General features: G+C 66.3%; 21 protein-coding genes. 13 read left to right on the forward strand and 8 right to left on the reverse strand.

The features are described from left to right. Positions 1–5: 5 nt before the first annotated feature. Entirely contained in the window at positions 6–503 is a 498-nt protein-coding gene (locus tag NFC73_RS00235) for an SRPBCC family protein (protein WP_254746623.1), read from the reverse strand. A gap of 153 nt (positions 504–656) precedes the next feature. Here NFC73_RS00235 and NFC73_RS00240 point away from each other — a divergent pair, with 153 nt between their 5' ends. The 3 genes from NFC73_RS00240 to NFC73_RS00250 all read left to right on the forward strand — a co-directional run bounded on the left by NFC73_RS00240 (position 657) and on the right by NFC73_RS00250 (position 1,580). Then, on the forward strand, positions 657–812 hold the full coding sequence (locus NFC73_RS00240) for a type II toxin-antitoxin system Phd/YefM family antitoxin (RefSeq protein WP_305884497.1): 156 nt from the start codon (positions 657–659) through the stop codon (positions 810–812). Between the two features lie 6 nt (positions 813–818). Further along, positions 819–1,085, forward strand: a complete 267-nt coding sequence (locus tag NFC73_RS00245; RefSeq protein ID WP_254746626.1) for a type II toxin-antitoxin system RelE family toxin — start codon at positions 819–821, stop codon at positions 1,083–1,085. A gap of 156 nt (positions 1,086–1,241) precedes the next feature. Further along, entirely contained in the window at positions 1,242–1,580 is a 339-nt protein-coding gene (locus tag NFC73_RS00250; RefSeq protein WP_308292632.1) for a hypothetical protein, read from the forward strand. A 134-nt stretch (positions 1,581–1,714) separates the two neighbouring features. Here NFC73_RS00250 and NFC73_RS00255 read toward each other — a convergent pair whose 3' ends face one another. Further along, the gene (locus tag NFC73_RS00255) at positions 1,715–2,056 is read right to left on the reverse strand and encodes a hypothetical protein (protein WP_254746629.1); all 342 of its coding nucleotides are present in this window, start codon (positions 2,054–2,056) and stop codon (positions 1,715–1,717) included. A gap of 120 nt (positions 2,057–2,176) precedes the next feature. Between NFC73_RS00255 and NFC73_RS00260 the strand changes: the two genes are divergently transcribed. Beyond that, the gene (locus tag NFC73_RS00260; protein ID WP_254746632.1) at positions 2,177–3,394 is read left to right on the forward strand and encodes an MFS transporter; all 1,218 of its coding nucleotides are present in this window, start codon (positions 2,177–2,179) and stop codon (positions 3,392–3,394) included. Between the two features lie 558 nt (positions 3,395–3,952). On the opposite strand, the gene NFC73_RS00265 is transcribed toward NFC73_RS00260, so the two are convergent. Both NFC73_RS00265 and NFC73_RS00270 read right to left on the reverse strand, forming a co-directional pair. Next, on the reverse strand, positions 3,953–4,609 hold the full coding sequence (locus NFC73_RS00265; RefSeq protein ID WP_254746635.1) for a signal peptidase I: 657 nt from the start codon (positions 4,607–4,609) through the stop codon (positions 3,953–3,955). Positions 4,610–4,702: 93 nt separating this feature from the next. Beyond that, complete coding sequence (locus tag NFC73_RS00270; RefSeq protein WP_254746638.1) at positions 4,703–5,305, reverse strand: TasA family protein; 603 nt, start codon at positions 5,303–5,305, stop codon at positions 4,703–4,705. Between the two features lie 353 nt (positions 5,306–5,658). Here NFC73_RS00270 and NFC73_RS00275 point away from each other — a divergent pair, with 353 nt between their 5' ends. Continuing rightward, complete coding sequence (locus NFC73_RS00275) at positions 5,659–7,131, forward strand: APC family permease (protein ID WP_254746641.1); 1,473 nt, start codon at positions 5,659–5,661, stop codon at positions 7,129–7,131. Here NFC73_RS00275 and NFC73_RS00280 read toward each other — a convergent pair. Both NFC73_RS00280 and NFC73_RS00285 read right to left on the reverse strand, forming a co-directional pair. Beyond that, complete coding sequence (locus NFC73_RS00280) at positions 7,128–8,564, reverse strand: TrkH family potassium uptake protein (RefSeq protein ID WP_254746644.1); 1,437 nt, start codon at positions 8,562–8,564, stop codon at positions 7,128–7,130. The two genes, NFC73_RS00275 and NFC73_RS00280, sit on opposite strands and share 4 nt — an antisense overlap. An 11-nt stretch (positions 8,565–8,575) precedes the next feature. Beyond that, the gene (locus NFC73_RS00285) at positions 8,576–10,558 is read right to left on the reverse strand and encodes an APC family permease (RefSeq protein ID WP_254746647.1); all 1,983 of its coding nucleotides are present in this window, start codon (positions 10,556–10,558) and stop codon (positions 8,576–8,578) included. A 210-nt stretch (positions 10,559–10,768) separates the two neighbouring features. On the opposite strand from NFC73_RS00285, the gene NFC73_RS00290 reads away from it, so the two are divergent. From NFC73_RS00290 to NFC73_RS00305, 4 genes are read left to right on the forward strand one after another with little or no spacing between them, the layout of a single operon-like run. Beyond that, the gene (locus tag NFC73_RS00290; protein ID WP_058931552.1) at positions 10,769–11,098 is read left to right on the forward strand and encodes a PadR family transcriptional regulator; all 330 of its coding nucleotides are present in this window, start codon (positions 10,769–10,771) and stop codon (positions 11,096–11,098) included. Position 11,099: 1 nt separating this feature from the next. Next, complete coding sequence (locus NFC73_RS00295) at positions 11,100–11,465, forward strand: DUF1048 domain-containing protein (RefSeq protein WP_254746650.1); 366 nt, start codon at positions 11,100–11,102, stop codon at positions 11,463–11,465. After that, positions 11,462–12,250: an ABC transporter ATP-binding protein gene (locus NFC73_RS00300; protein WP_254746653.1), complete on the forward strand. Its 789-nt coding sequence runs from the start codon at positions 11,462–11,464 to the stop codon at positions 12,248–12,250. Before NFC73_RS00295 ends, NFC73_RS00300 begins: the two co-directional genes overlap by 4 nt. Further along, the gene (locus NFC73_RS00305; RefSeq protein WP_254746657.1) at positions 12,247–13,011 is read left to right on the forward strand and encodes an ABC transporter permease; all 765 of its coding nucleotides are present in this window, start codon (positions 12,247–12,249) and stop codon (positions 13,009–13,011) included. Before NFC73_RS00300 ends, NFC73_RS00305 begins: the two co-directional genes overlap by 4 nt. A gap of 39 nt (positions 13,012–13,050) precedes the next feature. Here the strand turns inward: NFC73_RS00305 and NFC73_RS00310 are convergent, their stop codons facing one another. After that, positions 13,051–13,959, reverse strand: coding sequence for a phosphatase PAP2 family protein (locus tag NFC73_RS00310; RefSeq protein ID WP_254746660.1), 909 nt, complete (start codon positions 13,957–13,959; stop codon positions 13,051–13,053). 192 nt (positions 13,960–14,151) lie between these two features. Between NFC73_RS00310 and NFC73_RS00315 the strand changes: the two genes are divergently transcribed. From NFC73_RS00315 to NFC73_RS00330, 4 genes are read left to right on the forward strand one after another with little or no spacing between them, the layout of a single operon-like run. Further along, complete coding sequence (locus NFC73_RS00315) at positions 14,152–15,573, forward strand: extracellular solute-binding protein (protein ID WP_254746663.1); 1,422 nt, start codon at positions 14,152–14,154, stop codon at positions 15,571–15,573. Continuing rightward, positions 15,570–16,535: a carbohydrate ABC transporter permease gene (locus NFC73_RS00320; protein ID WP_254746666.1), complete on the forward strand. Its 966-nt coding sequence runs from the start codon at positions 15,570–15,572 to the stop codon at positions 16,533–16,535. Before NFC73_RS00315 ends, NFC73_RS00320 begins: the two co-directional genes overlap by 4 nt. Before the next feature lie 8 nt (positions 16,536–16,543). Further along, positions 16,544–17,425, forward strand: coding sequence for a carbohydrate ABC transporter permease (locus NFC73_RS00325; protein ID WP_254746669.1), 882 nt, complete (start codon positions 16,544–16,546; stop codon positions 17,423–17,425). Between the two features lie 26 nt (positions 17,426–17,451). Beyond that, on the forward strand, positions 17,452–18,924 hold the full coding sequence (locus tag NFC73_RS00330; RefSeq protein WP_254746672.1) for a glycoside hydrolase family 32 protein: 1,473 nt from the start codon (positions 17,452–17,454) through the stop codon (positions 18,922–18,924). 96 nt (positions 18,925–19,020) lie between these two features. On the opposite strand, the gene NFC73_RS00335 is transcribed toward NFC73_RS00330, so the two are convergent. Continuing rightward, a complete protein-coding gene (locus tag NFC73_RS00335; RefSeq protein ID WP_254746675.1) occupies positions 19,021–20,094 on the reverse strand; it encodes a LacI family DNA-binding transcriptional regulator in 1,074 nt (357 codons plus the stop codon). Positions 20,095–20,130: the final 36 nt, after the last annotated feature.

The following is a 20,130-nucleotide window of genomic DNA, read 5'->3' on the forward strand; positions in this document are numbered from 1 at the left end:
AGATCCTACGGCCGTCCCTCCACGAGCGCGGCCATTTTGTCGAGGCACTGCTCAAGGCCGCTCTGCGACATGTCCCGGGCCTCCTGGGTGCCGTACCCGCGCTCGGTCATGTGCAGCATGGTGCGCCCGTCACCGACGTCGGTCAGCACCACCTCGTGTTCACCGTCGGCGGGAACGCCATCGGCGGGAATGCCCGCCTCTGCGGGCGTGATGCGGTTGCCCTCGGCGTCGGCGAAGTTGAACACGTAGCGGATTAGACGCAAGGGTTCCAGCTCGGTGATATTCCAGGTGCTGTGCTGCTCGAACCCGCCCCACTCCGCGGGCGCGCGCATCGTCACGAGGATCCGGCCGCCGGGGTGGACATCGGCTTCCGCGCGCGGGCATGTGAAACCTGTGGGTCCCCACCACTGGCGCAGGTCGCCGGGTACCGTCCAGGCCGCCCAGACCCGGCTCGGCGGAGCGTTGAACTCCCTGACCACATCGACGTCAAACGTGCCGGACATGCGAATCCCCCTCTGTAGCTGAGATTGGGCCAACGTATCAGACGTCCCGGTCCGGCGTCCCCGTTTCTTTGGAGCTCTGGAGGTCCGCCGAGACCCATGACCAGGTGGTTATCACCAAGAACGGCGTACCCGCTGCCGTGATCATCGGAACCGATGATATGGGAGGCACTGCAGGAATCACTGTTCTGGCTTTCCCAGCCGAACATCCGGGAAGTCCTTGCCCGGGCCCAACAGGACATAGCCGACGGGAAGGGCCTGTCCGAGGAGCAGATCCGGGCAGAGTTCGGCGTGCCCAAGCACCAGGGCTGAGCCCCCGTGGCATATGAGGTCATTTTCTCGCCCACCGCACGCCGGGACCTGCAGTCGGTACCTCCCCGGATACTGCCGGCCATCATCGAATTCGTCTGCGGCGACCTCTCCAGAAACCCTCAGCGCGTAGGCAAGGCCCTGGAGCGGGACCTGGCAGGCTTCCTCTCGGCTAGGCGCGGCCCCTACCGCGTCCTGTACTCCATTGATGAGGAACACAGCAGCATCAGCATCCTGCGGGTCGACCACCGAGCCGAGGTGTACCGGCCCAGGTAGTCCTGAGTACGCGCTGGGGTGTGCGCGACATATCTGGGCTCAAATGTTGCGCACATCACTTTCGTTACCTACTCTGGATGAGGCTGCAGAGGCGCGGCCCTTGGCCGCAGCGTCGCGGCCTCCCCGGCTGCAGCGTCGCAGCCAAGCAAGGAAGGCATGATCATATTGTCCGAAAAGCTCAGCATTCTTGTCCGTGTAGATCTCGACCATGCGAAGGCCCAGGTTCTCGCCAAGGGCCACGTCACCGTCCACAGCATCCAGGCTCTCTACGTGGTGGTGAAACGCGCCAACGCCTTGAAGCACAACCTGGACCTGGAATTGGACGTGCGGAACGCCCGCGTGGATCCCGAAGCCCTGCGTCAGCTTCAGGTCTGTTCCGAGACCCATCACCTGCCCGCCAGGATCGACCCGCAGCAGACCCATTGCACGCTGAGCATCCTCGCGCCCCGCCGTGCCACCACCCATGCGGCCGAGTTCAGCCACGCCGCAGCCTGACCCGCGACCCCATTAGCGCGAACCGGCAGCTAATGACCTCAAACCTCAGGTTTGTCGTCATTTGCTGCCAGTTCGCGCTTAAAGGCGGGGCTTGACTGTCCGTTCGCGCTGTGGTGGAATGCCGCCGTCGGGGGTTATCCGACAGCGGGAATCCCGCCGGCCAGCTCCGCCGCAGCAGCGAGGGCCCAGCGGTCGTTCTCCGGATCGAAGAAGACCACCATGGATGAATCGGCTTCGCGGGCCTCGTCGAGGGCGAACAGCAGCGCATCCTCCAGATGCTGCGCGTGCTCCAGCCGTTCGGGAAGCCTGCCCGGCAGATCGCCGTCGTCAATGACGACGTGGGCCTTGCCGTCCACGATGACCTTCAGCGCAAAACCCTGGTCCTCATGCAGAGACCCCCGGGTAGATGCGATTTCCGTGACTTTGTCGGCCCGGACCAAGCCGTTGTTGATGGTGCGGATCCACACTTCACCCATGAGACCTCCTTGGCTGTGAGGGGCAGGCGGAAGTGCCCCACAAGGCAAACGTTAGTCCTCGCGGGGCCGCTTGTGACCCCCTGAAAGCTGGCGAATTTCCGGCGGCATAAGATAAATCTGATGACTTCGCCCGGAACCCCGCAGCCGTTCAACTTCCGAAGCATCGCCATACCCGCGTTCGGGCCGGCGCTGCTGTTCTGCATCGGCGAAGGCGCGGTCCTCCCGGTGGTGGTCCTCTCCGCCCGTGACCTCGGCGCCTCGGTGGCGGTCTCCGCGCTGATCGTCACCCTGATCGGGCTCGGCTCGTGGTTTTTCAACCTGCCGGCCTCCCTCATCACGCTCAAGTTCGGCGAACGCTGGTCCATCGTCGGCGCCGCGGGGGTGGGCGCCCTGGCGCTCGCGGCCGCCGCCATGTCATCCATGATTCCCAACGGACTGTGGCTGCTCGCGGTGGCGATGGCCGTCGTCGGGATGGCCGCCAGCGTCTTCAGCCTGGCGCGGCAGAAATACCTCACCGAGGCCGTGCCCGTCCAGTTCCGGGCGCGGGCGCTGTCGACGCTGGGCGGGGTCAGCCGGATCGGCGTCTTCATCGGGCCGTTCATTGGTGCCGGCGTGATGCAGTTCGCCGGGATCGCCGGAGCGTACTGGGTGGGGGTGGCGGGCATGGCGGCCGCCGCCGTTCTGGCGGTGACCATCCCGGACCTGGCGGTCCCGCCAGCGCCCGACGGCGGCCACAAGGGTCCGGAGCCGACGCTGCGGAATGTGGCCGTTTCGCATGCCCGTGTGTTCCTGACGCTGGGGGTGGGGGTGCTGCTGCTCAGCGCGCTGCGCGCGTCCCGCCAGGTGGTCATCCCGCTGTGGGCGGACCATCTGGGCATGGATCCGGCCCAGGCTTCCGTGATTTACGGACTGTCCGGGGCGATCGACATGCTGGTGTTTTACCCGGCCGGCAAGGTGATGGACCGCCGCGGCAGGCTGTTCGTGGCCATCCCGTCCACCATCATCATGGGCATCGCGATGCTGCTGATCCCTTTGTCTGCGTCTTTTGGCGGTTTGCTGCTGGCGTCGCTGCTGATCGGCTTCGGCAACGGCATCAGCTCCGGCCTGATCATGACGCTCGGCGCCGACTTCTCGCCCGACCGCGGCCGCGGCCAGTTCCTGGGGCTGTGGCGGTTCATCGCCGATGCGGGATCAACCGGCGGGCCGGTCCTGCTCTCCGGGGTGACGGCGCTTTCTTCTCTGGGTGCGGGTGTCTCGGCGACAGGCTTCCTGGGGTTTGCCGCGGCCGGAGTGTTTGCCCTTGTGCTGCCGCGGCTGAAGCACCGGCGGAATTACTGACGGTCAGTGCCCCCACCTTTTCGCAGCGCACCACTTCTGCGGCGTCGAGCCGCCGGCCGCCGTGGAGGAGCGACCCCGGGTTGTCGAATCCAAGTTGAGGGCGGGCTTGATCAGCTGCAGGTGTACGTGCGAAGCAGCGGCTGACTGGTCCAAGCGTGAGTGGCGTCTACTTTGTAGATTGCTCGGATTTCGAGCTTGAACAAGACTGTCTGACCGCCCGAGTTTGCCGTAAATACTTGATTTCCGTTGTATGCCAGCGCTTGATCCTTCGAGGACACGGTTCCACCGGCGTCCGCCGTGATCTGTAGTGCGTTCGCGTACGGCAGCGAGCCCGTGGCGGCCAAGGTGACAGTGAGCGTCCTCTTGTTCTGGCTGCAGCTGGCATTCAGCGAAATCGTGGAAGTCGTCGGCGTGTTTAGGGTGGCCGTGGAAATGCCTGTTGACGCTTGGCTGGCAGACCTGAAGGAGGCGCTTGCTGCGGGGGCGAGAATCAGGCCCAGAACGACGACGAGCGTAACGCCAGTGGCCCGGGCCACCCTTGCGGCAGCCGAAGTGCGGCTACCCACTGACTGCTGGTTCCGGGTCCTTGCGCCAGATGGACGCCAGCAATCCAATCACCAGCACGGCCGGTGCGCCGTACATAAGGGTGTTCAGGACAACCGGCTGACGCAAAGTGCGAATGACTTGACCCACATAGGGGACGGTCAGGACGTGCCGGTCAACGGTCGCTCCGTTGAGCGTTGCGGTCCATGGATCTACGCCGTTGTTGGCGTCACCTTTGGTCCGGACAGCCGTCGTCCCGTCCGCATTTGTGATTATCTGCGTGACGCGGTGGGTTTCCACTCGATGGTTCTCAACAGGAATGAGATAAGTGATGACGTCGCCCACTACGATTTCACCCACTGCGGTGGGGACCGTGACCACAACGTCGCCCGCATGGATCAGTGGGGACATCGAGCCGGTGAGCATCGTGGACGTCTGATAACCCAGGGCCCGGGGACCAACAGCGAGGAAAAGGAATGCAAACACTGCCACGACGAGCATCGTCGTTGTGAGGACGTTGGCCCCGCGGCGAAAGCCGGTTTTGACGCGCGACGCAGCCCGTGCGGAGATGAAGGTCCCAGCGCCGCCGCGGGGGGTGCGGGGGCGCTGGGACAGCTCAGTTACCTGGGCGGCGCTGCGTGCCGCTGTCGGAATTTCAGTTACTGCGCTCATCGCTATCCAGCCTTGAGGACGGTCTGTTGGTGCTTCTGGCTATGGGTTCGCTGTGCCGGGTTCGTGACTGCCCCCAACGCACAGGACTGTCTGCTACTTGACTTGGCCCGTGCGCTGCGTCGCGTCGAACGTGAAGCCGATGGTGCTGGTCAGGCCCTGGAAGGTGTCGTCTGCCGTAGAAGGCAGGGAGGTCGTGATCTTGAGCTTGTCCTCAGCACCAGACGTAACGGATGACAGGCCGGTAAGTGCCGTGCCCGAGCCGATGATCGCGCTCTTAGCCAAAATGGTGGACTTGACCCCTGAGCAAGTGTCTTCCGCGGCAGCCACGACTGTCCAGGCTACGGTGCAGGACTCGATGGTTAACTGCAAGCCGTCAGTTGTCTCAGTGGTGAGCTTTGAGGCGACGGTGGGCGCCGTGGTGAGCGTCACGGTGTTCAGGTTGGAGTTGCCAGTATTCTTCAGTGTGGCGAACTTTTCGACGGAGTCACCGGGCAGCAGGCCGGTGACGGCGACACTCAGGGTCCCCGGATCGGTCAGGTCGATATCGACGGTACCGGCGGTTACCTGCTCATCGACCCGTGTCGTGGTTCCCGTGAATGCGCCGTAGGTGCCCATGCCTGCGACTGCGGCGGCGGTGCCCACCAGTGCGACGGAAGCCAGAATCTTGCCGGAAGTGGTTTTCAAGCTGATGCCCATGAGGAGAATCCTTTTCGCCGTTGCCCACCCCCAGGCGGGCCAGCCGCCCCCCAGCGGGCCGACTGTGAATGCCAGGCTCACGTGGGCTGGCAAGAACCACTTTTCCCGACGAGGCGCAACTTACACCTGCGTAATTCCTCAAGATTTTGTCAAGGTTTCTTGACGTTTCCGCAGGTCAGAGGCAGATACCATCCATTTGATGGACTAAAGGGCGGGTTTGTCGGGGTCATGAGCAGGGTTCGTCGCCGTAATTTTCCGGAGTTGCTCGCGCCCGGCTTACTCGTTGCCAAACGAACGCGGAAGGATCACCCTGAAGTTGGCCACGTTGATGGATGAGTGTGGAGGTCAGGGCGATGAGCACCACTTCAGATGACCTGTTTCCGGCAACACCGGAAGCGGAGCCCCACGAGCTCAAGCGGGTCCTTGGCCCCAAACTCCTCCTGCTGTTCATCGTTGGCGACATCCTCGGCGCCGGCGTGTACGCAGTCACCGGAACCATGGCCGGGACAGTGGGCGGCATCGTCTGGCTGCCGTTCCTGCTCGCGTTCGTCGTCGCGACGCTGACCGCGTTCTCCTACCTCGAGCTCGTCACGCAGTACCCGCAGGCGGCAGGCGCGGCGCTCTACACTCACAAGGCGTTTGGCATCCACTTCGTCACGTTCCTGGTGGCATTCGCCGTGGTCTGCTCCGGCATCACCAGCGCCTCCACCTCCGCGAACGTCCTCGCACAGAACTTCTTCGGCGGCCTGAGGATCAACGGCTGGATGGAGGTGCCCGCCCAGGGCGTGATCACCGCCGTGGCCATGGGCTTTATGGTCCTGCTGGCCGCGATCAACCTGCGCGGGGTGGGGGAGAGCGTGAAGTTCAACGTGGTCCTCACCCTGGTGGAGGTCATCGCACTGTGCATCGTGATCGGCGTCGGCTTCTATGTCCTGGCGCAGGGCACCGGGAACCTGGGCGAAATCTTCGTCTTCAACGATTACCAGGACAAAGGCCTGTTCCTGGCCGTCACCGCCGCAACGTCCATCGCCTTCTTCGCCATGGTGGGCTTTGAAGACTCGGTGAACATGGTGGAGGAGACCAAGCACCCCGAGAAGATTTTCCCGCGGACCATGCTGACAGGCCTCGGCATCGCCGTGCTCCTCTACATGCTGGTGGCCGTCTCCGTGGTCAGCGTGCTGTCGCCCACCGAGCTGGAGAACATCCGCGAGGCTGAAGGCGCCGCGCTGCTCGAAGTGGTGCACAAGGGCTCGCCTGACTTCCCCATCGACAGGGTCTTCCCGTTCCTCGCCGTGTTCGCCGTTGCCAACACCGCGCTGATCAACATGCTGATGGCGAGCCGGCTGATCTACGGGATGGCACGCCAGAACGTCCTGCCGCCCGCCCTGGGGAAAGTCCTGCCGGGCCGCCGCACCCCGTGGGCCGGCATCCTGTTCTCCACCGTCCTCGCGCTGGGACTGATCTGGTACGTCACGTCCGACCCCAAGAGCAACATCGTGGCCAACCTCTCCGGCACCACGGCGTTCCTGCTGCTGTGCGTCTTCACCGTGGTGAACGTGGCCTGCCTGGTGCTTCGCCGCAAGCGCGACCTCAGCCGCAAGGTGTTCTTCACCTCGCCCGGGCAACTGCCGCTGCTCGCCACCCTGCTGTGCGCCTTCCTCGCCGGGCCGTGGGTGGGCCGCAACGTCATCCAGTACCAGATCGCCGGGGGTCTGATGGCGATCGGGGTGGTGCTCTGGTTTATCACCTGGCTGATCAACAGGCGGACGAACAGGGCGGAAGGCGAGCCGGTAGGGACCCGGAACATCGGCAAGGACGACGCCTAGCCGATGATGGGGCGTTCCTCAGGCAGGCTGTAAAGGCGGGGTCGGGAGGACAAAGCCAGCGCGGACGCGACCGTCACGGTGCCGATTCTGCCGAGGAACATGAGGGCCATGAGTACCCATTCTGCCGACGGCGGGAGGTTGTAGGTGATGCCGGTGCTCATCCCGACGGTGGCGAACGCGGAGATGGATTCGAACAGCACCTTCTCCAGGCTGTAGTCGGTCACCATCAGCAGAGCCAGCGTGCCGGCCACCACTGCGGCCACCCCGAGCAGTGCGACGGACAGCGCCTGGCGCTGGGACGAGGCGCTGATGGAACGGTGGGCGATGGTCACCTCGTCCCGGCCGCGGACCTCGTTCCAGATGGAGAAGCCGAGGACCAGGAACGTGGTGATCTTGATGCCGCCTGCGGTGCCGGCGCTGCCGCCGCCGATGAACATCAGGATGTTGGTGACCATGAGGGTCTCCGGTGCTGCCGCACCGTAGTCGATGCTGTTGAAGCCGGCAGTGCGGGGGAAGACGCCGCCGGCCAGGGAACCCAGCAGCTTCCCGGTCAGGGACAGCCCGCCAAGTGTTTCGTCCCTGTTCCATTCGAACGCGGCGAAAAGCGTGATGCCAACAACGAGCAGCAGCACGGTGCCATAGACGGTCAGGCGGAGGTGGACGCTCCAGTTCCGGGCTTTGACGTTTCCGCGGAGCAGCTGGATGATGACCGGGAACCCGAGGCCGCCGGCGATGATCGCCAGGCAGATGGGGACGATGATCCAGGGATCCTCCGCGAAGCCGATGAGGTTGTCGCTGTACAGCGCGAACCCGGCGTTGTTGAACGACGAGACGGCGTGGAACACACCGTGCCACAGCGCCGTGCCGGGGTTCTGGTCGTAGGCCAGCCAGAAGCGTCCGGTCAGCACCACGGCGGTGGCTGCCTCGATGCCCACCATGAGCCTGGCCACGCGGAGCAGCACGGCGCTGACGTCGCCCAGGTTGAGCGTGTGCGTTTCGGACTGCGCCACGAGCTGGCCGCGGAGGCCGATGCTTTTGCGGACCAGCAGGGCCAGGAGCGTCGCCAGCGTCATGATGCCGAAGCCGCCCACCTGGATCAGTCCCAGAATCACGGTCTGCCCGAAAGTGGTCCAGTAGGTGGCCGTGTCCACGGTGATCAGCCCCGTGACGCACACGGCCGAGACGGACGTGAACAGTGCGGCCAGCAGGGGATCGGCCCCGGGGTCGCTGCCGGTCCGGGCAACGGGCAGCATCAGCAGGGCGGCGCCCAGGACAATGACGGCCAGGAACGCCAGGGGCACCGACCGGACGGGGTGCGAGAGCGCCCGCCGGATGGCATTCTCCTTGCGGGCCCTGGCCGTCTTGCCAGCCTTGCCTGCCCACCGTGCCGGGCCAGGACCCTTCACTCCGGCGGTGTCGCCCCGTGATGTCATCGGACTGCCCGTCAGCCCACGTGGATGCCGGGGCGGCGGACAGGATCAGGTTCGTTTTCCCTGATGATTTCGCGGACCACGGGGGCGGTGTCGCCCCGTCCCAGCAGCAGGTAGCGCATGAGGTGCGCCAGGGGGTTGCCTTCAGCCCACTCGAAGTACGCGTGCGGCCGGACACCGGTGGCGTCGCGGAGGGCCAGCAGGATGGCGGCGATGGCGTTGGGTGCGGCCGGGCTTTCGGCGCGGAGCACGCGGTGTCCGTCCACTTCGATTCCGCGCACCTCAAGGACATCGCTGAATCCCGAGGGGTCGGTGACCTCGATTTCAAGGAAGATCACATCGGCCGTTCCGGGCACGGGGTTGTTCTCCCGCTGCTCTGCTTCCTTCTCACGGTATTCTGCGGCATCGCGGGCCTGCGGGCGGTTCGCGATCAGGTTGATCCGCCCGTCAAAGTCCAGGGTGTCGGTGATGAACCGGCGGGCTTCGTCGTCGAATTCGATGTTGTGGACCCGGAGTTCGGTGGTGCGGCTGACCCGGGAGACGAGCGAGACCACAATGATGCCCAGGATGAAGAAGCCGGATATTGCGATGCCGTCCGGCTTGGCGATGACGTTGGCCCCCAGCGCATAGAGCAGGATCAGCGTCAGGACGGTGAAGCCGACGGCGGCGCGCCGCCTCTTGCTGCGGGCGGCAGAGATGCTGACCGCAACGGCGCCCGAGACCATCATGGCCAGGATGCCGGTGGCGTACGCGCCGGCCTGGGCGTTGACGTCGGCGTTGAAGCCGATGGTGATCAGGATGCTGATGGCGGTGTACACCAGCACCACCGGGCGCACGGCCCGGGACCAGTCCGGGGCCATGCCGTAGGACGGCAGGTAGCGGGGAACGATGTTGATCAGTCCGGCCATGGCGGAGGCGCCGGCGAACCACAGGATCAGGATGCTGCTGACGTCGTAGACGGAGCCGAAGCCGTTGCCGAGCAGCTCGTGGGCCAGGTACGCCAGGGCGCGGCCGTTGGCCTCGCCGCCTGCCTGGAAGGCCTCGGCCGGGATCAGCACCGTCGTCACAAAACTGCTGCCCAGGAGGTACACGCTCATGATCAGGGCGGCTGCAGTGAGGAGTTTCCGGGTGTTGCGGACGCGGGCGGCCAGGCGTTCCTCGGCGGTGGCGCCGTTGGCCGCGACCAGTGGCATCATGCTGACGCCGGTCTCGAAACCCGACAGGCCCAGGACCAGCAGCGGGAAGGCGAGCAGGGCGGGTCCGGCGATATCGCCGAAGCCGGTGCCGGAAGAGGTGAGCGCCGCGGTCCAGTCAGCCAGGGCACCCGGCTGAGTGACGGCGTCGTACAGTCCCACCCCGATGATGACGGCGTTCAGCACCAGGAAGATGGCGACGAGGGGAATGGCGACGGCCACCGCTTCGGAGAAGCCGAGCAGGAACACGCCGCCCAGAATGAGCAGGAGCACCACCGTGATGAGGACCGCCTGGCCTTCGAGGAAGTGCGGCAGGTAGGGGTTCTCCAGCATGTGGACGGTGGCGTCGGCGGCGGAAAGGGTGATGGTGATGATCCAGGACGTGGCAACGAAGCCGAGCAGGATCAGCACAAAGATCTTGCCGCGCCAGAACGGCAGGAGCCTTTCCAGCATGGCCACCGATCCTTGTCCGTGCGGGCTTTCCTGCGCCACCCGTCGGTACATCGGCAGCATGCCCAGCAGGGTGAGGCCGACGATCAGCAGGGTGGCCAGCGGGGAGAGCGCCCCGGCGGCGAGGGCGGCGATGCCGGGCAGGTAGGAGAGGGTGGAAAAGTAGTCCACCCCGGTGAGGCACATGACCTTCCACCAGCTCTGGGTGGGGGCGTGGTCCTCAGCAGTTTCGGGGCCCACCGGCTGGTGGACGGTGTGTTCGAGCAGCCACCGGGTCAGCCGGTTCCCGGGTTCGCCGTCGGGCTCCGGGTTGGGAACGCTGGCGGGAATGGAGAAGCGGGTGGATGCAGTCAACGGGTTACTTTCTGTACCCCACGCAGGCGGGATCGGGGTGAATAACCAACGGAGCGTAGCACCGGGCCGAGGGGACTTTGCGGGAAAACCCGGGATCTTAACGCATCCTTAACGCCTGCCTGCGCTGATGTTTTGAGGGCTTGCGCTTCCACTACTTAGCACTACTATGTACTAGTAGCTAGTAATACTGAGTAGTGGAGGAGGTGTCCGATGGGCAAGCAGATGACGGAGATGCTCAAAGGAACACTGGAGGGCATCGTTCTTGCCCTCCTGACCGGGAATCCGGCGTACGGGTACGAAATCACCACGCTGCTCCGGGCGCAGGGGTTCCCCGACATTGCTGAGGGCACGGTGTACGCGCTGCTCGTCAGGATCGAGCAGAAGGGCCTGGTGGACGTCGAGAAGCGGCCGTCCGAGAAGGGCCCGCCCCGCAAGGTGTACACGCTCAACGCCCAGGGCACGAAGGAGCTGGACGAATTCTGGAACACATGGAGCTTCCTGTCCGAACGGCTTGAAGAGCTCCGCAAGGGAGGAAAGTGATATGGCAGCGAAATGGATCGAGCTGGTGACCGGCTCGCTCGAGCAGAAGAAGCAGTACAAGCAGGCCAAGGCGCGGCTGGATGCGCTGCCTGAGCCCTACCTCACCGTGGCGAAGGCCTTCAACCGGTACTTCATGTACTACGGCGGGGTCACCGAGGGGGACACCATGGTGCAGATGCTCTCGGACCTCGCGGACCTGTGGGAACGCGCGGCCATCGACGGCACGCCCGTGAGCGAGATCGTGGGCGAAGATCCCATCGAGTTCGCCGATAGCTTCGCCCTGGCATACGGCGGAAAGCGGTGGATCGACAAGGAACGGGCCCGTCTCAACGAGGCGGTCGACAAGGCGAAGGAGACGGAATCATGACCGGCGGACCGGCTATCCGGGTGCAGGGCCTGGAGAAGTCCTTCAAGGACCTGCACGTGCTGCGCGGCGTGGACTTCGAGGTGGCGGCGGGCAGCATCTTCGCCCTCCTCGGCTCAAACGGGGCCGGGAAGACCACGCTCGTGCGCATCCTCTCGACGCTGCTGAAGGCGGACGCGGGAACCGCGACGGTGCACGGCTTCGACGTCGCCGCCAACCCCGGCGATGTGCGCGAGTCCATCAGCCTGACCGGGCAGTTCGCCGCCGTTGACGAAGTGCTCACGGGCCGGGAGAACCTCGTGCTGGTCGCGAAGCTCCGGCACCTGAAGAACCCGGGGGCGATCGCGGACGACTTGCTCGGGCGCTTCTCGCTCACCGAGGCCGGCGGCCGCAAGGCAGCCGAATACTCGGGCGGCATGCGCCGCCGGCTCGACATCGCGATGAGCCTGATCGGCGAGCCGAAGGTGATCTTCCTCGACGAGCCGACCACCGGGCTTGACCCGCAGGCGCGCATCGACGTGTGGCAGACCGTCAAGGATCTCGCCCAGAACGGCACGACAGTGCTGCTCACTACTCAGTACCTCGACGAGGCCGAGCACCTCGCCGACCGCATCGCGATCCTGCACAAGGGCACGATCATCCAGAACGGCACGCTCGACGAGCTCAAGCGGCTGTTGCCGCCGGCCGAGATCGAGTACGTCGAGAAGCAGCCCTCACTCGAAGACGTCTTCCTGGCGCTCGTCGGTGAGACGGCTGAAGAGCAGGAAGAGAAGGAGGCATCCCGATGAGCACCCACGTCCTCAGCGATACCGGCGTCCTCACCGGCCGCTCGCTGCGCCACATCCTGCGCAGCCCGGACACGATCATCACCACCGCGGTCACGCCGATCGCGCTGATGCTGCTGTTCGTGTATGTGCTTGGCGGCGCGATCAATACCGGATCCGACGAGTCGTACGTCAACTACATGCTCCCCGGCATCCTGCTGATCACGATTGCCTCCGGCATCGCCTACACCGCCTACCGCCTGTTCCTCGACATGCAGGGCGGCATCTTCGAGCGCTTCCAGTCCATGCCGATCGCGCGGTCGAGCGTGCTCTGGGCGCACGTGCTCACCTCGCTGGTGGCCAACCTTGTCTCGGTCGCGGTGGTCGTCGGCGTGGCCCTCCTCATGGGGTTCCGCACCGGAGCATCCGTGGGCGCCTGGCTTGCAACCGCCGGCATCCTGGTCCTGTTCACGCTCGCCCTGACCTGGCTGGCCGTGATCGCGGGGCTCTCCGCGAAGACCGTCGACGGCGCCAGCGCGTTCAGCTACCCGCTGATCTTCCTGCCGTTCATCAGCTCGGCGTTCGTTCCGACGGCGACCATGCCGGGCCCGGTGGCCTGGTTCGCCGAGAACCAGCCGGTGACCTCGATCGTGAACTCCATCCGCGCGCTGTTCGCGCAGCAGCCGGTTGGGAACGACATCTGGACCGCACTGGCCTGGTGCGTCGGCATCCTCGCACTCGCCTACGTGTTCGCCATGGCCGCCTACCGGCGCAAGATCACCTAAGGCGCCGGCGGCGCCGGTGTCCGACGGCGGCTGGTGCGCTCAGCGCGTTGGTGCGTCCCGCCGTCGTGCGGCATATGCGAACAGTGACGTGGTGGCCACGGTGGCCAGGTACCCGGCGATCACGATGAGCGAGATGCCGGCCCAAAAGTAGTTGGTGGTGCTGTCATCCTGGAGCGGCCCCGGGGCGATCCTGGCCAGCGAATACACGGCCACCCCCGCGGAAGCCAGCCCGATCACCACCGGCAGCGTGAGCCAGATCTTTGCCGAGCCCACGTGACTGTCGAAGCCGTCCCACACGTTCCACGCCGCGCCGTTCCGGATGATCAGCCAGCCGGCGGGGATCATAAACGCGCCCACCAGAAGGAAGGCCGCGACGACGTCGGCCGGGCGGTGCCACTGGTTGATCAGGGTGGAAACCCCGGAGGCGATGGCGAAGGTGCCGCCCACAAAACCGGCCAGCGGACGCCACCGCGGCGAGGCCATCAGGAACACCGCCGCCGCAGCCGACGCGGCCAGCGTGGTGTGACCGGACGGCAGCGAGTTCAGCTCCAGCGTCACCACACCTTTGTCCGGGCGGGCGGGCAGCACTTCCTTCAGGACCTGCGTGGCGATATTCGCACCGATGCACGCGGTGACTGCGATCCCGGCGGCCGACCACCGCCGTCGGATCACCGTAACAAACAGGACCACGACGGCGGCCACCACCAGCGAGATGGTGGGCAGCCAGTCCAGGAACCCGGTGGCTGCCTTGCCCGCGGGCCCGTGGATGTCCACGGCTTCAACCAGCGCGGATTCGTCGATGTACTGGCCCGTGGTGGTCTGGACGAAGTAGTAGTACGTGGCGGTCAGGCCGACGACGCAGGCGAGCCAGGCGAACGCGAACATAAAGCCGGAGCCCGTGGAGGGGCGGGCCGGGGTCCGCGGTGGTGCCTGGCGTGGAATGGTCATCGGTTAAGGGTGTCACAGAAAGCTGGGAGGCGCTTTCAGCCAACTGGGTAGCAGCAGGTGTCGTTACGGACGCTCAGAACGACATCTAGTGCTACCTAGTTGGGCGGGGTCGCGGCAACCCGGATGTGACACTTGACACGTGTTAGGTCGGCGCCATAAGCTACCTGACACGTGTTAGGAAGGAAAATTGAAATGACCGGTGCCACAACTGGCCGTCTGCGTGAATTCTCGCGCCGGACCGCCCTGGGTGCCCTGGGAGCAGGAATTGTGGGAGCGACGGTGGCATCGTGGCCCCGGCTCTCCGGATCCGACATTCCCGGGCGGGGCGACAACAGCCTCAGCATTGCCATCATGGGGACAGCTGCCGATGCCGCAGCGCGCCAGCGCGCCATCGACGCGTTCACCCGCCTCCACCCGGACATCCGGGTCAAGGTCCAGGCCATCCAGGCCGTGGACTGGAAAGACTTCTTCACCAAAATCCTCACCATGGTGGCCGCCGGCACACCGCCCGACGTCGTCTACGTTGCCACCGAGGGCGCGCAGCTGTTCGCGGACAAGCTGGCCCACCCGCTGGACGAATACCTGCGCCGCGACGCCGCGGACATGGCCGAGTTCTTCGCCGACGTCCACCCCAGCCTGGTGGAGGCCTTTATGTACAAGGGCAGCCTCTTCCAGCTCCCCATGGACTGGAACGCCGCCAACATGTACTACAACACCACCGCCTTCGCCCAGGCCGGGCTGGAGCGTCCGGCGGACGACTGGACCCACGTGGACTTCCGCAACAGCCTCGCCGCCATGCGCAAGGCCCGGCCGACCGACTTCACGCCGTATTACTGGACCAACCGGCTCTTCGGCGGCGTGGTGCCGTGGCTCTACGCCAACGACACCAGCTTCCTGAAGGAGACCCGGTCCACCGGCGGGGACTGGCTCTGGGACTCCTTCTACGCCAACGATCCCTCCCGCAACCTGCGCTCCGGCGGCTACCAGTGGCTGGAACCCAACGCCGACGACCCCCGCGTCTTCGAGACCTTCGACTACCTCCGCGGCCTGGTCAAGGACGGCCTCGGCGTCCGGCCCGAGGAAGGCGGCGGCAGCTCCCTGGTGGGGCTCTTCGCCTCCAACCGGATCGGCACCACCCCGGCCGGCGGCTACTGGGTCCAGGGCCTGCACGAGGCCGGCATGAAGGAGAACGACTACGACGTCGCGTTCTTCCCCAAGTGGCGGAGCCAGCGGCACCAGTTCGGCACGGCCGGCTACGCCATCATGAAAACTGCCAAGGACAAGGACGCCGCCTGGGAATGGATCAAGTTCAGTGCCAGCCGCGAGGCCATGGAGCTGATCTTCCCCAACCCGGTCACCACCCCCGCCCGCCGCTCCATGGTCAACGAGGCGCTGTATTCGGGGAAGGGCCCGGCGCACTGGAAGGTCTTCTACGACACGCTGGACAAGTACCCCACCACCGGCCCCATCCCGGCGCCGCCCCAGCAGGCCGCCGTCGAAACGGCCCTGATGAAAAACGTCTCGCTGGCCGTCAGCGGCGACGAGCGCCAGCTCAAGCAGGCCCTCGAGTCCATGCAGCGCGATCTTGAACTGGCCCTGAGGAGGCAGTCATGAGCACCACCATCCCTCGCCGGGAGCGGCCGAAGCAGGCCGCCAAGGCCGCCAAGCCCGGTACGCCCGTCTCCGCGAACACCGCGTACGGCCGGCACAGCCAGCGCTGGCTCGCCTGGATCTTCCTGGCCCCCACCATCCTGGGCATGGGCCTGTTCACCCTGGTGCCCATCGCGGCGTCGGTGGTCCTGGCGTTCTTCCGCTGGGACATCATCTCCGCCCCGACGTTCGTGGGCTTCGACAACTTCGCCGAAGTGGTCCAGGACCCCACGGTCCGGGTGTCCTTCCTGAACACCATCGTGTTTGTGATTGTGGCGGTGGCGTTCCAGCTCGGCCTGGCACTGGCGCTAGCCGTGATGGTGCAGGAGAAAATGCCGGCCTGGCTGCGGACCTTCTTCCGCTCCGCGTTCTTCTTCCCGCTGATCCTCTCCGCCGCCTCGGTGTCCATCTTCATGCGGTACCTCTTCAACGAGCAGTTCGGCGTGGTCAACTGGTTCCTGTCCCTCGCCGGCATCCCCGCGGTGCCGTGGCTGACCACCCCCGGCGGGTCCGCCGCCGTCGTCATCCTGGTCTATGTCTGGCAGAACTTCGGGTTCTCCTTCCTGCTGTTCATCGGCGGGCTGGCGTCGATCCCCGTGGAAACCTATGAGGCCGCCTCGCTGGACGGTGCCACCGGCTGGCGCAAGCACGTCTACGTCACCCTGCCGCTGCTCAGCCCCACCACCCTGCTGGCGTCCGTGATGGCCATCATCAGCGCGCTCCAGGTATTCGACCAGCCGTACGTCCTGACCCGCGGCGGGCCCGGGGACTCCACCCGCACCGCCGTGATGGTGATCTTCGAATCCGCGTTCCAGCGCCTGGAATTCGGCGAGGCCTCGGCCATCGGCGTGATCCTCACGCTGATCATCATGGCCATCACCGCCGCGCAGTTCCGGCTCAGCAAACGATTCGTCTTCTACCAGTAAGGCCCGCCATGACTACCACTACAGAGCGTGTATCCACCCGCACCCCTGCCGTGCCTGCCCGGTCCCGGCGGAAGCCGAACTGGAACCTGGTCCTCCGTATTGTCCTGCTGCTGATCGCGGCCGTCCTGACGCTGGGGCCGGTGATGTGGACCCTGTCCACCTCGCTGCGGTCGCCGTCGGAATCGTTCAAGCTGCCGCCGTCGTTCTTCCCCTGGAATCCGGACTTCACGTCCTACGCGCAGGTCTTCCGGCAGCTGGACATCGTCCTCCTGGTGCTGAACAGCGCCCTGGTCACCGGGCTCATCGCCGTCGGACAGATGGTCACCGCCGCGATGGCCGGCTACGCCTTCGCCAACCTGAAGTTCCGCGGCCGCGGCGCCCTGTTCTCCATCGTGCTGGCCACCATGATGGTGCCGGTGCAGGTGACCATCGTGCCAGTGTTTATGCTGATCCGCGGCATGGGGCTTTCGGACACCCTCCTGGCGCTGATCCTGCCGGCCATCCCGACGGCGTTCGGCACGTTCCTGATGCGGCAGTACTTTATGGGGCTGCCCACCGACCTCGCGGAAGCGGCATCGATCGACGGCGCCTCACCCTGGCGGACCTTCCGCTCGGTCTACGCACCGCTGGCCATTCCCGGGATGGCGATCGTGGGCATCCTCGCCTTCAATTTCCACTGGAACGAGTTTTTCCGGCCGCTCATCATGACCATCTCGGAACAGAACTTCACCCTGCCGCTGGGCCTCGTTTCCCTGCAGGGCAACCTGGGCACGGGCAGCATCTCCGTGGTGCTGGCCGGCGTTGTCCTGTCCATGATCCCCGCCCTGGTGGTCTTCTTCTTCGGCCAGCGCGCGCTGCAGGACGGCCTCACCGCCGGCAGCGGCAAATAGCCCACACCTCTGAAAGGCTTACTTCCATGTCATCCTCGGACCTCGCCGCCACCGACTTCGCCAGCCTGGCCGCCGCGCACCCCGACCCCGCGTTCCCGCACTTCCACCCCCGGCCCGCCCAGGGCTGGATCAACGACCCCAACGGCGTCAGCCACCTCAACGGCCGCTACCACGTCTTCTTCCAGTACAACCCCGCGTCCGCCCGCCACCACAAGATCGCGTGGGGCCACGTCAGCTCCGCGGACCTGGTCCGCTGGGAGGAACACCCCGTGGCTTTGAGGCCGCAGGACGGCGGGCCGGACGAGTACGGCTGCTGGACCGGTGTGGTGACGGACGACGGCGGCATCCCCACCGCCGCGTACTCGGGCGTGCGCGGCGACGGCGGCCACTCCCAGGTGGTCATCTCCCGCGGTTCGGCGGACCTGGTTTCCTGGACGCAGGACGGGCACGTCGCGGCGTCCATGCCGGCCGATCCCCTGGTCACCGCGGTCCGCGACCCCTTCATCTTCCGCCTCAACGGCAAGCGCTACGCCATGCAGGGCGCGGGGCTGGCCTCCGGCCACGCGGCGCTCCTGCTCTACACGGTGGAAGACCTGGCCGACTGGAAGTACCAGGGCATCTGGCTCACGTCGGAGAACCCGGTCGCTGCTGCCCGGACGCCGGCCGAGATCTGGGAGTGCCCGCAGCTGGTGCGGGTGCCGTCCGGGGACGACGGCGACGCGTGGGTCATGATGTTCTCGCTGTGGCTCTCCGGCGACGGCCACGAGCACGCCAACGGCGTAGGCCACCTCATCGGCTCCCTGGCCGAGGACCCTGCCACCGGGCTGCCGGTGTTCTCCCCGGAGACCGGCGGAAAATCCGACCTGGGCCGCGACTTCTACGCGCCGCAGATCGTGCAGCTGCAGGACGGTGCGGGTGCCGGTGCTGCCGGTGCTCCTGCTTCTTCCTCTGCGCTTGCTGCCCTCGCGGAGCCCAAGGCCCTGCTGTGGGGCTGGGCCAACGAAGGACCGGGGCGGGACGGCCGCCGCGGCCGCAGCCAGGAACAGATCGACGCCGCGGGCTGGGCCGGTGTGCTCACGCACCCGCGCCTGCTGTCCGTGGTGGACGGTGCCCTGGCCGTGGCACCGGCGCCGGAGGTGGATGCCTACCGTGGCGCGCAGCTGGCTGCGCAGGCTGCCGGGAGCGTTGAGCTGCCGGCCTACGCCGAAGCTGTGGTGACCGCCCGCTCCGGTGGGCCGGGCGCGCTGGCCGCGGACGCCGTCGTCGAACTTTCCCTGGTGGCCGATGGTTCGCAGGAGGCTGAGCAAGTGGTGTTCAGCGGGGCGCTGGCGGCGGGGGAGGAGCTGCGGGTGTTTGTGGACGCGTCCCTGGTGGAGGTGTACCGGAGCGGTTCGGTGGCCACCACGCTGCGCGCCTATCCCGTTCCCGGCGAGCGCTGGGTGCTGCGGCTTCCCGAGGGCGCGGCCGCGGACGTCTGGCAGCTGGCACAGCCCGCATAACGTACAACGCGGGGTCACATAATGCCCATCCGGAGGCCTCGGACGGGCATTAAGTGACCCCGCGTTGTGCTGCTGTTGCGGGGACCGGGGACCGGGTCAGGAGGGGACCGGGCCGGTTGACTCGCGCACCACGAGCCGGCACGGGACCAGCGTCTGGCCGGGACGGCCGTGTTCGGCGGGGGCGCCGCCGTCGTCGTAATCCTCCGGCTCCTCCGACAGTTCCCGGAGGAGCCCGGTCATGGCGGCGGCCCCCATCTCCCGCAGCGGGAGGGCCATGGTGGTGAGCGCCGGGACCATGGTGGACGCGATGCGGAATTCGTCGTCGTACCCCATGACGGAGACATCCTGAGGCACAGCCAGGCCCAGCCGGTTGGCCGCGAGCACCACGCCGACCGCCAGCCGGTCGTTCGCGCACACGATCGCCGTGGGCCGGTCCGGCGCAGCCACGCCGTCCAGGAGCTTCATGGCGCCATGGAACCCGGCATCGATGTCCCAGCCGGCTTCGAGGATCCGGCCCGGCCGCACCGGCAACCCGGCGGCCTCAAAGGCCTCCCGATGGCCCTGGATCCGGCGCGGCGCGGCGGGCGTGACGCCGTCACCGGCGAGGAACGCGATGTCCCGGTGGCCCAGCTCCAGGAGGTGCGTTGCCGCCTCCCGGCCGCCGCGGACCTCATCCGGAATGACGGCCGGAACGCCTGCCTCGGGACGGTCATCGAAGCAGTTGGCCAGCACCGACGGCACACGCAGCATGTTGAGCGGGACGTGCAGGGGGCGCAGGCCCACGGTGACATACATCAGCCCGTCCACCTGGCGGTCCAGCAGCGTGGCCACCGCACTTTCATCACGGGTCTCGTCCAGCTCCGTATCCATCACCACGGTGACAAAACCCTGGGACCTGGCCACGGCGTCGGCGCCGGCGATGATATTGCCGTCGAACGGGCTGGTGACCACCTGGTCCGAGACGATCCCGATGATCCGCGACCGGCGGTTCCGCAGGCTCAAGGCGATGGCGTTGGGCGTGTAGTTCAGCGTGGCCGCCGCTTCACGGATCCGGACCTGGCTCTCCTTGGCCACATTCCCGTCGCCGCGTCCGTTCAGGACCAGCGACACCGCGCTGCGGGAAACTCCGGCGAGCTTGGCGACGTCGAGCGCTGTGGCTTTGCGGTTCATACTGGGGTTCCTCCCGCGTGCGGTATTTCCTGCAGT

This window comes from Pseudarthrobacter humi (genome assembly GCF_024294965.1).
In the GTDB taxonomy this organism is placed as follows: domain Bacteria; phylum Actinomycetota; class Actinomycetes; order Actinomycetales; family Micrococcaceae; genus Arthrobacter; species Arthrobacter humi.

Bases quoted from the DNA above. Each gene is read 5' to 3' on its own strand.
- NFC73_RS00235 (WP_254746623.1), bottom strand. From the start codon at position 503: ATGTCCGGCACGTTTGACGTCGATGTGGTCAGGGAGTTCAACGCTCCG.
- NFC73_RS00240 (WP_305884497.1), top strand. From the start codon at position 657: ATGATATGGGAGGCACTGCAGGAATCACTGTTCTGGCTTTCCCAGCCG.
- NFC73_RS00250 (WP_308292632.1), top strand. From the start codon at position 1,242: ATGATCATATTGTCCGAAAAGCTCAGCATTCTTGTCCGTGTAGATCTC.
- NFC73_RS00255 (WP_254746629.1), bottom strand. From the start codon at position 2,056: ATGGGTGAAGTGTGGATCCGCACCATCAACAACGGCTTGGTCCGGGCC.
- NFC73_RS00260 (WP_254746632.1), top strand. From the start codon at position 2,177: ATGACTTCGCCCGGAACCCCGCAGCCGTTCAACTTCCGAAGCATCGCC.
- NFC73_RS00265 (WP_254746635.1), bottom strand. From the start codon at position 4,609: ATGAGCGCAGTAACTGAAATTCCGACAGCGGCACGCAGCGCCGCCCAG.
- NFC73_RS00270 (WP_254746638.1), bottom strand. From the start codon at position 5,305: ATGGGCATCAGCTTGAAAACCACTTCCGGCAAGATTCTGGCTTCCGTC.
- NFC73_RS00275 (WP_254746641.1), top strand. From the start codon at position 5,659: ATGAGCACCACTTCAGATGACCTGTTTCCGGCAACACCGGAAGCGGAG.
- NFC73_RS00280 (WP_254746644.1), bottom strand. From the start codon at position 8,564: ATGACATCACGGGGCGACACCGCCGGAGTGAAGGGTCCTGGCCCGGCA.
- NFC73_RS00290 (WP_058931552.1), top strand. From the start codon at position 10,769: ATGGGCAAGCAGATGACGGAGATGCTCAAAGGAACACTGGAGGGCATC.
- NFC73_RS00295 (WP_254746650.1), top strand. From the start codon at position 11,100: ATGGCAGCGAAATGGATCGAGCTGGTGACCGGCTCGCTCGAGCAGAAG.
- NFC73_RS00300 (WP_254746653.1), top strand. From the start codon at position 11,462: ATGACCGGCGGACCGGCTATCCGGGTGCAGGGCCTGGAGAAGTCCTTC.
- NFC73_RS00305 (WP_254746657.1), top strand. From the start codon at position 12,247: ATGAGCACCCACGTCCTCAGCGATACCGGCGTCCTCACCGGCCGCTCG.
- NFC73_RS00310 (WP_254746660.1), bottom strand. From the start codon at position 13,959: ATGACCATTCCACGCCAGGCACCACCGCGGACCCCGGCCCGCCCCTCC.
- NFC73_RS00315 (WP_254746663.1), top strand. From the start codon at position 14,152: ATGACCGGTGCCACAACTGGCCGTCTGCGTGAATTCTCGCGCCGGACC.
- NFC73_RS00320 (WP_254746666.1), top strand. From the start codon at position 15,570: ATGAGCACCACCATCCCTCGCCGGGAGCGGCCGAAGCAGGCCGCCAAG.
- NFC73_RS00325 (WP_254746669.1), top strand. From the start codon at position 16,544: ATGACTACCACTACAGAGCGTGTATCCACCCGCACCCCTGCCGTGCCT.
- NFC73_RS00330 (WP_254746672.1), top strand. From the start codon at position 17,452: ATGTCATCCTCGGACCTCGCCGCCACCGACTTCGCCAGCCTGGCCGCC.
- NFC73_RS00335 (WP_254746675.1), bottom strand. From the start codon at position 20,094: ATGAACCGCAAAGCCACAGCGCTCGACGTCGCCAAGCTCGCCGGAGTT.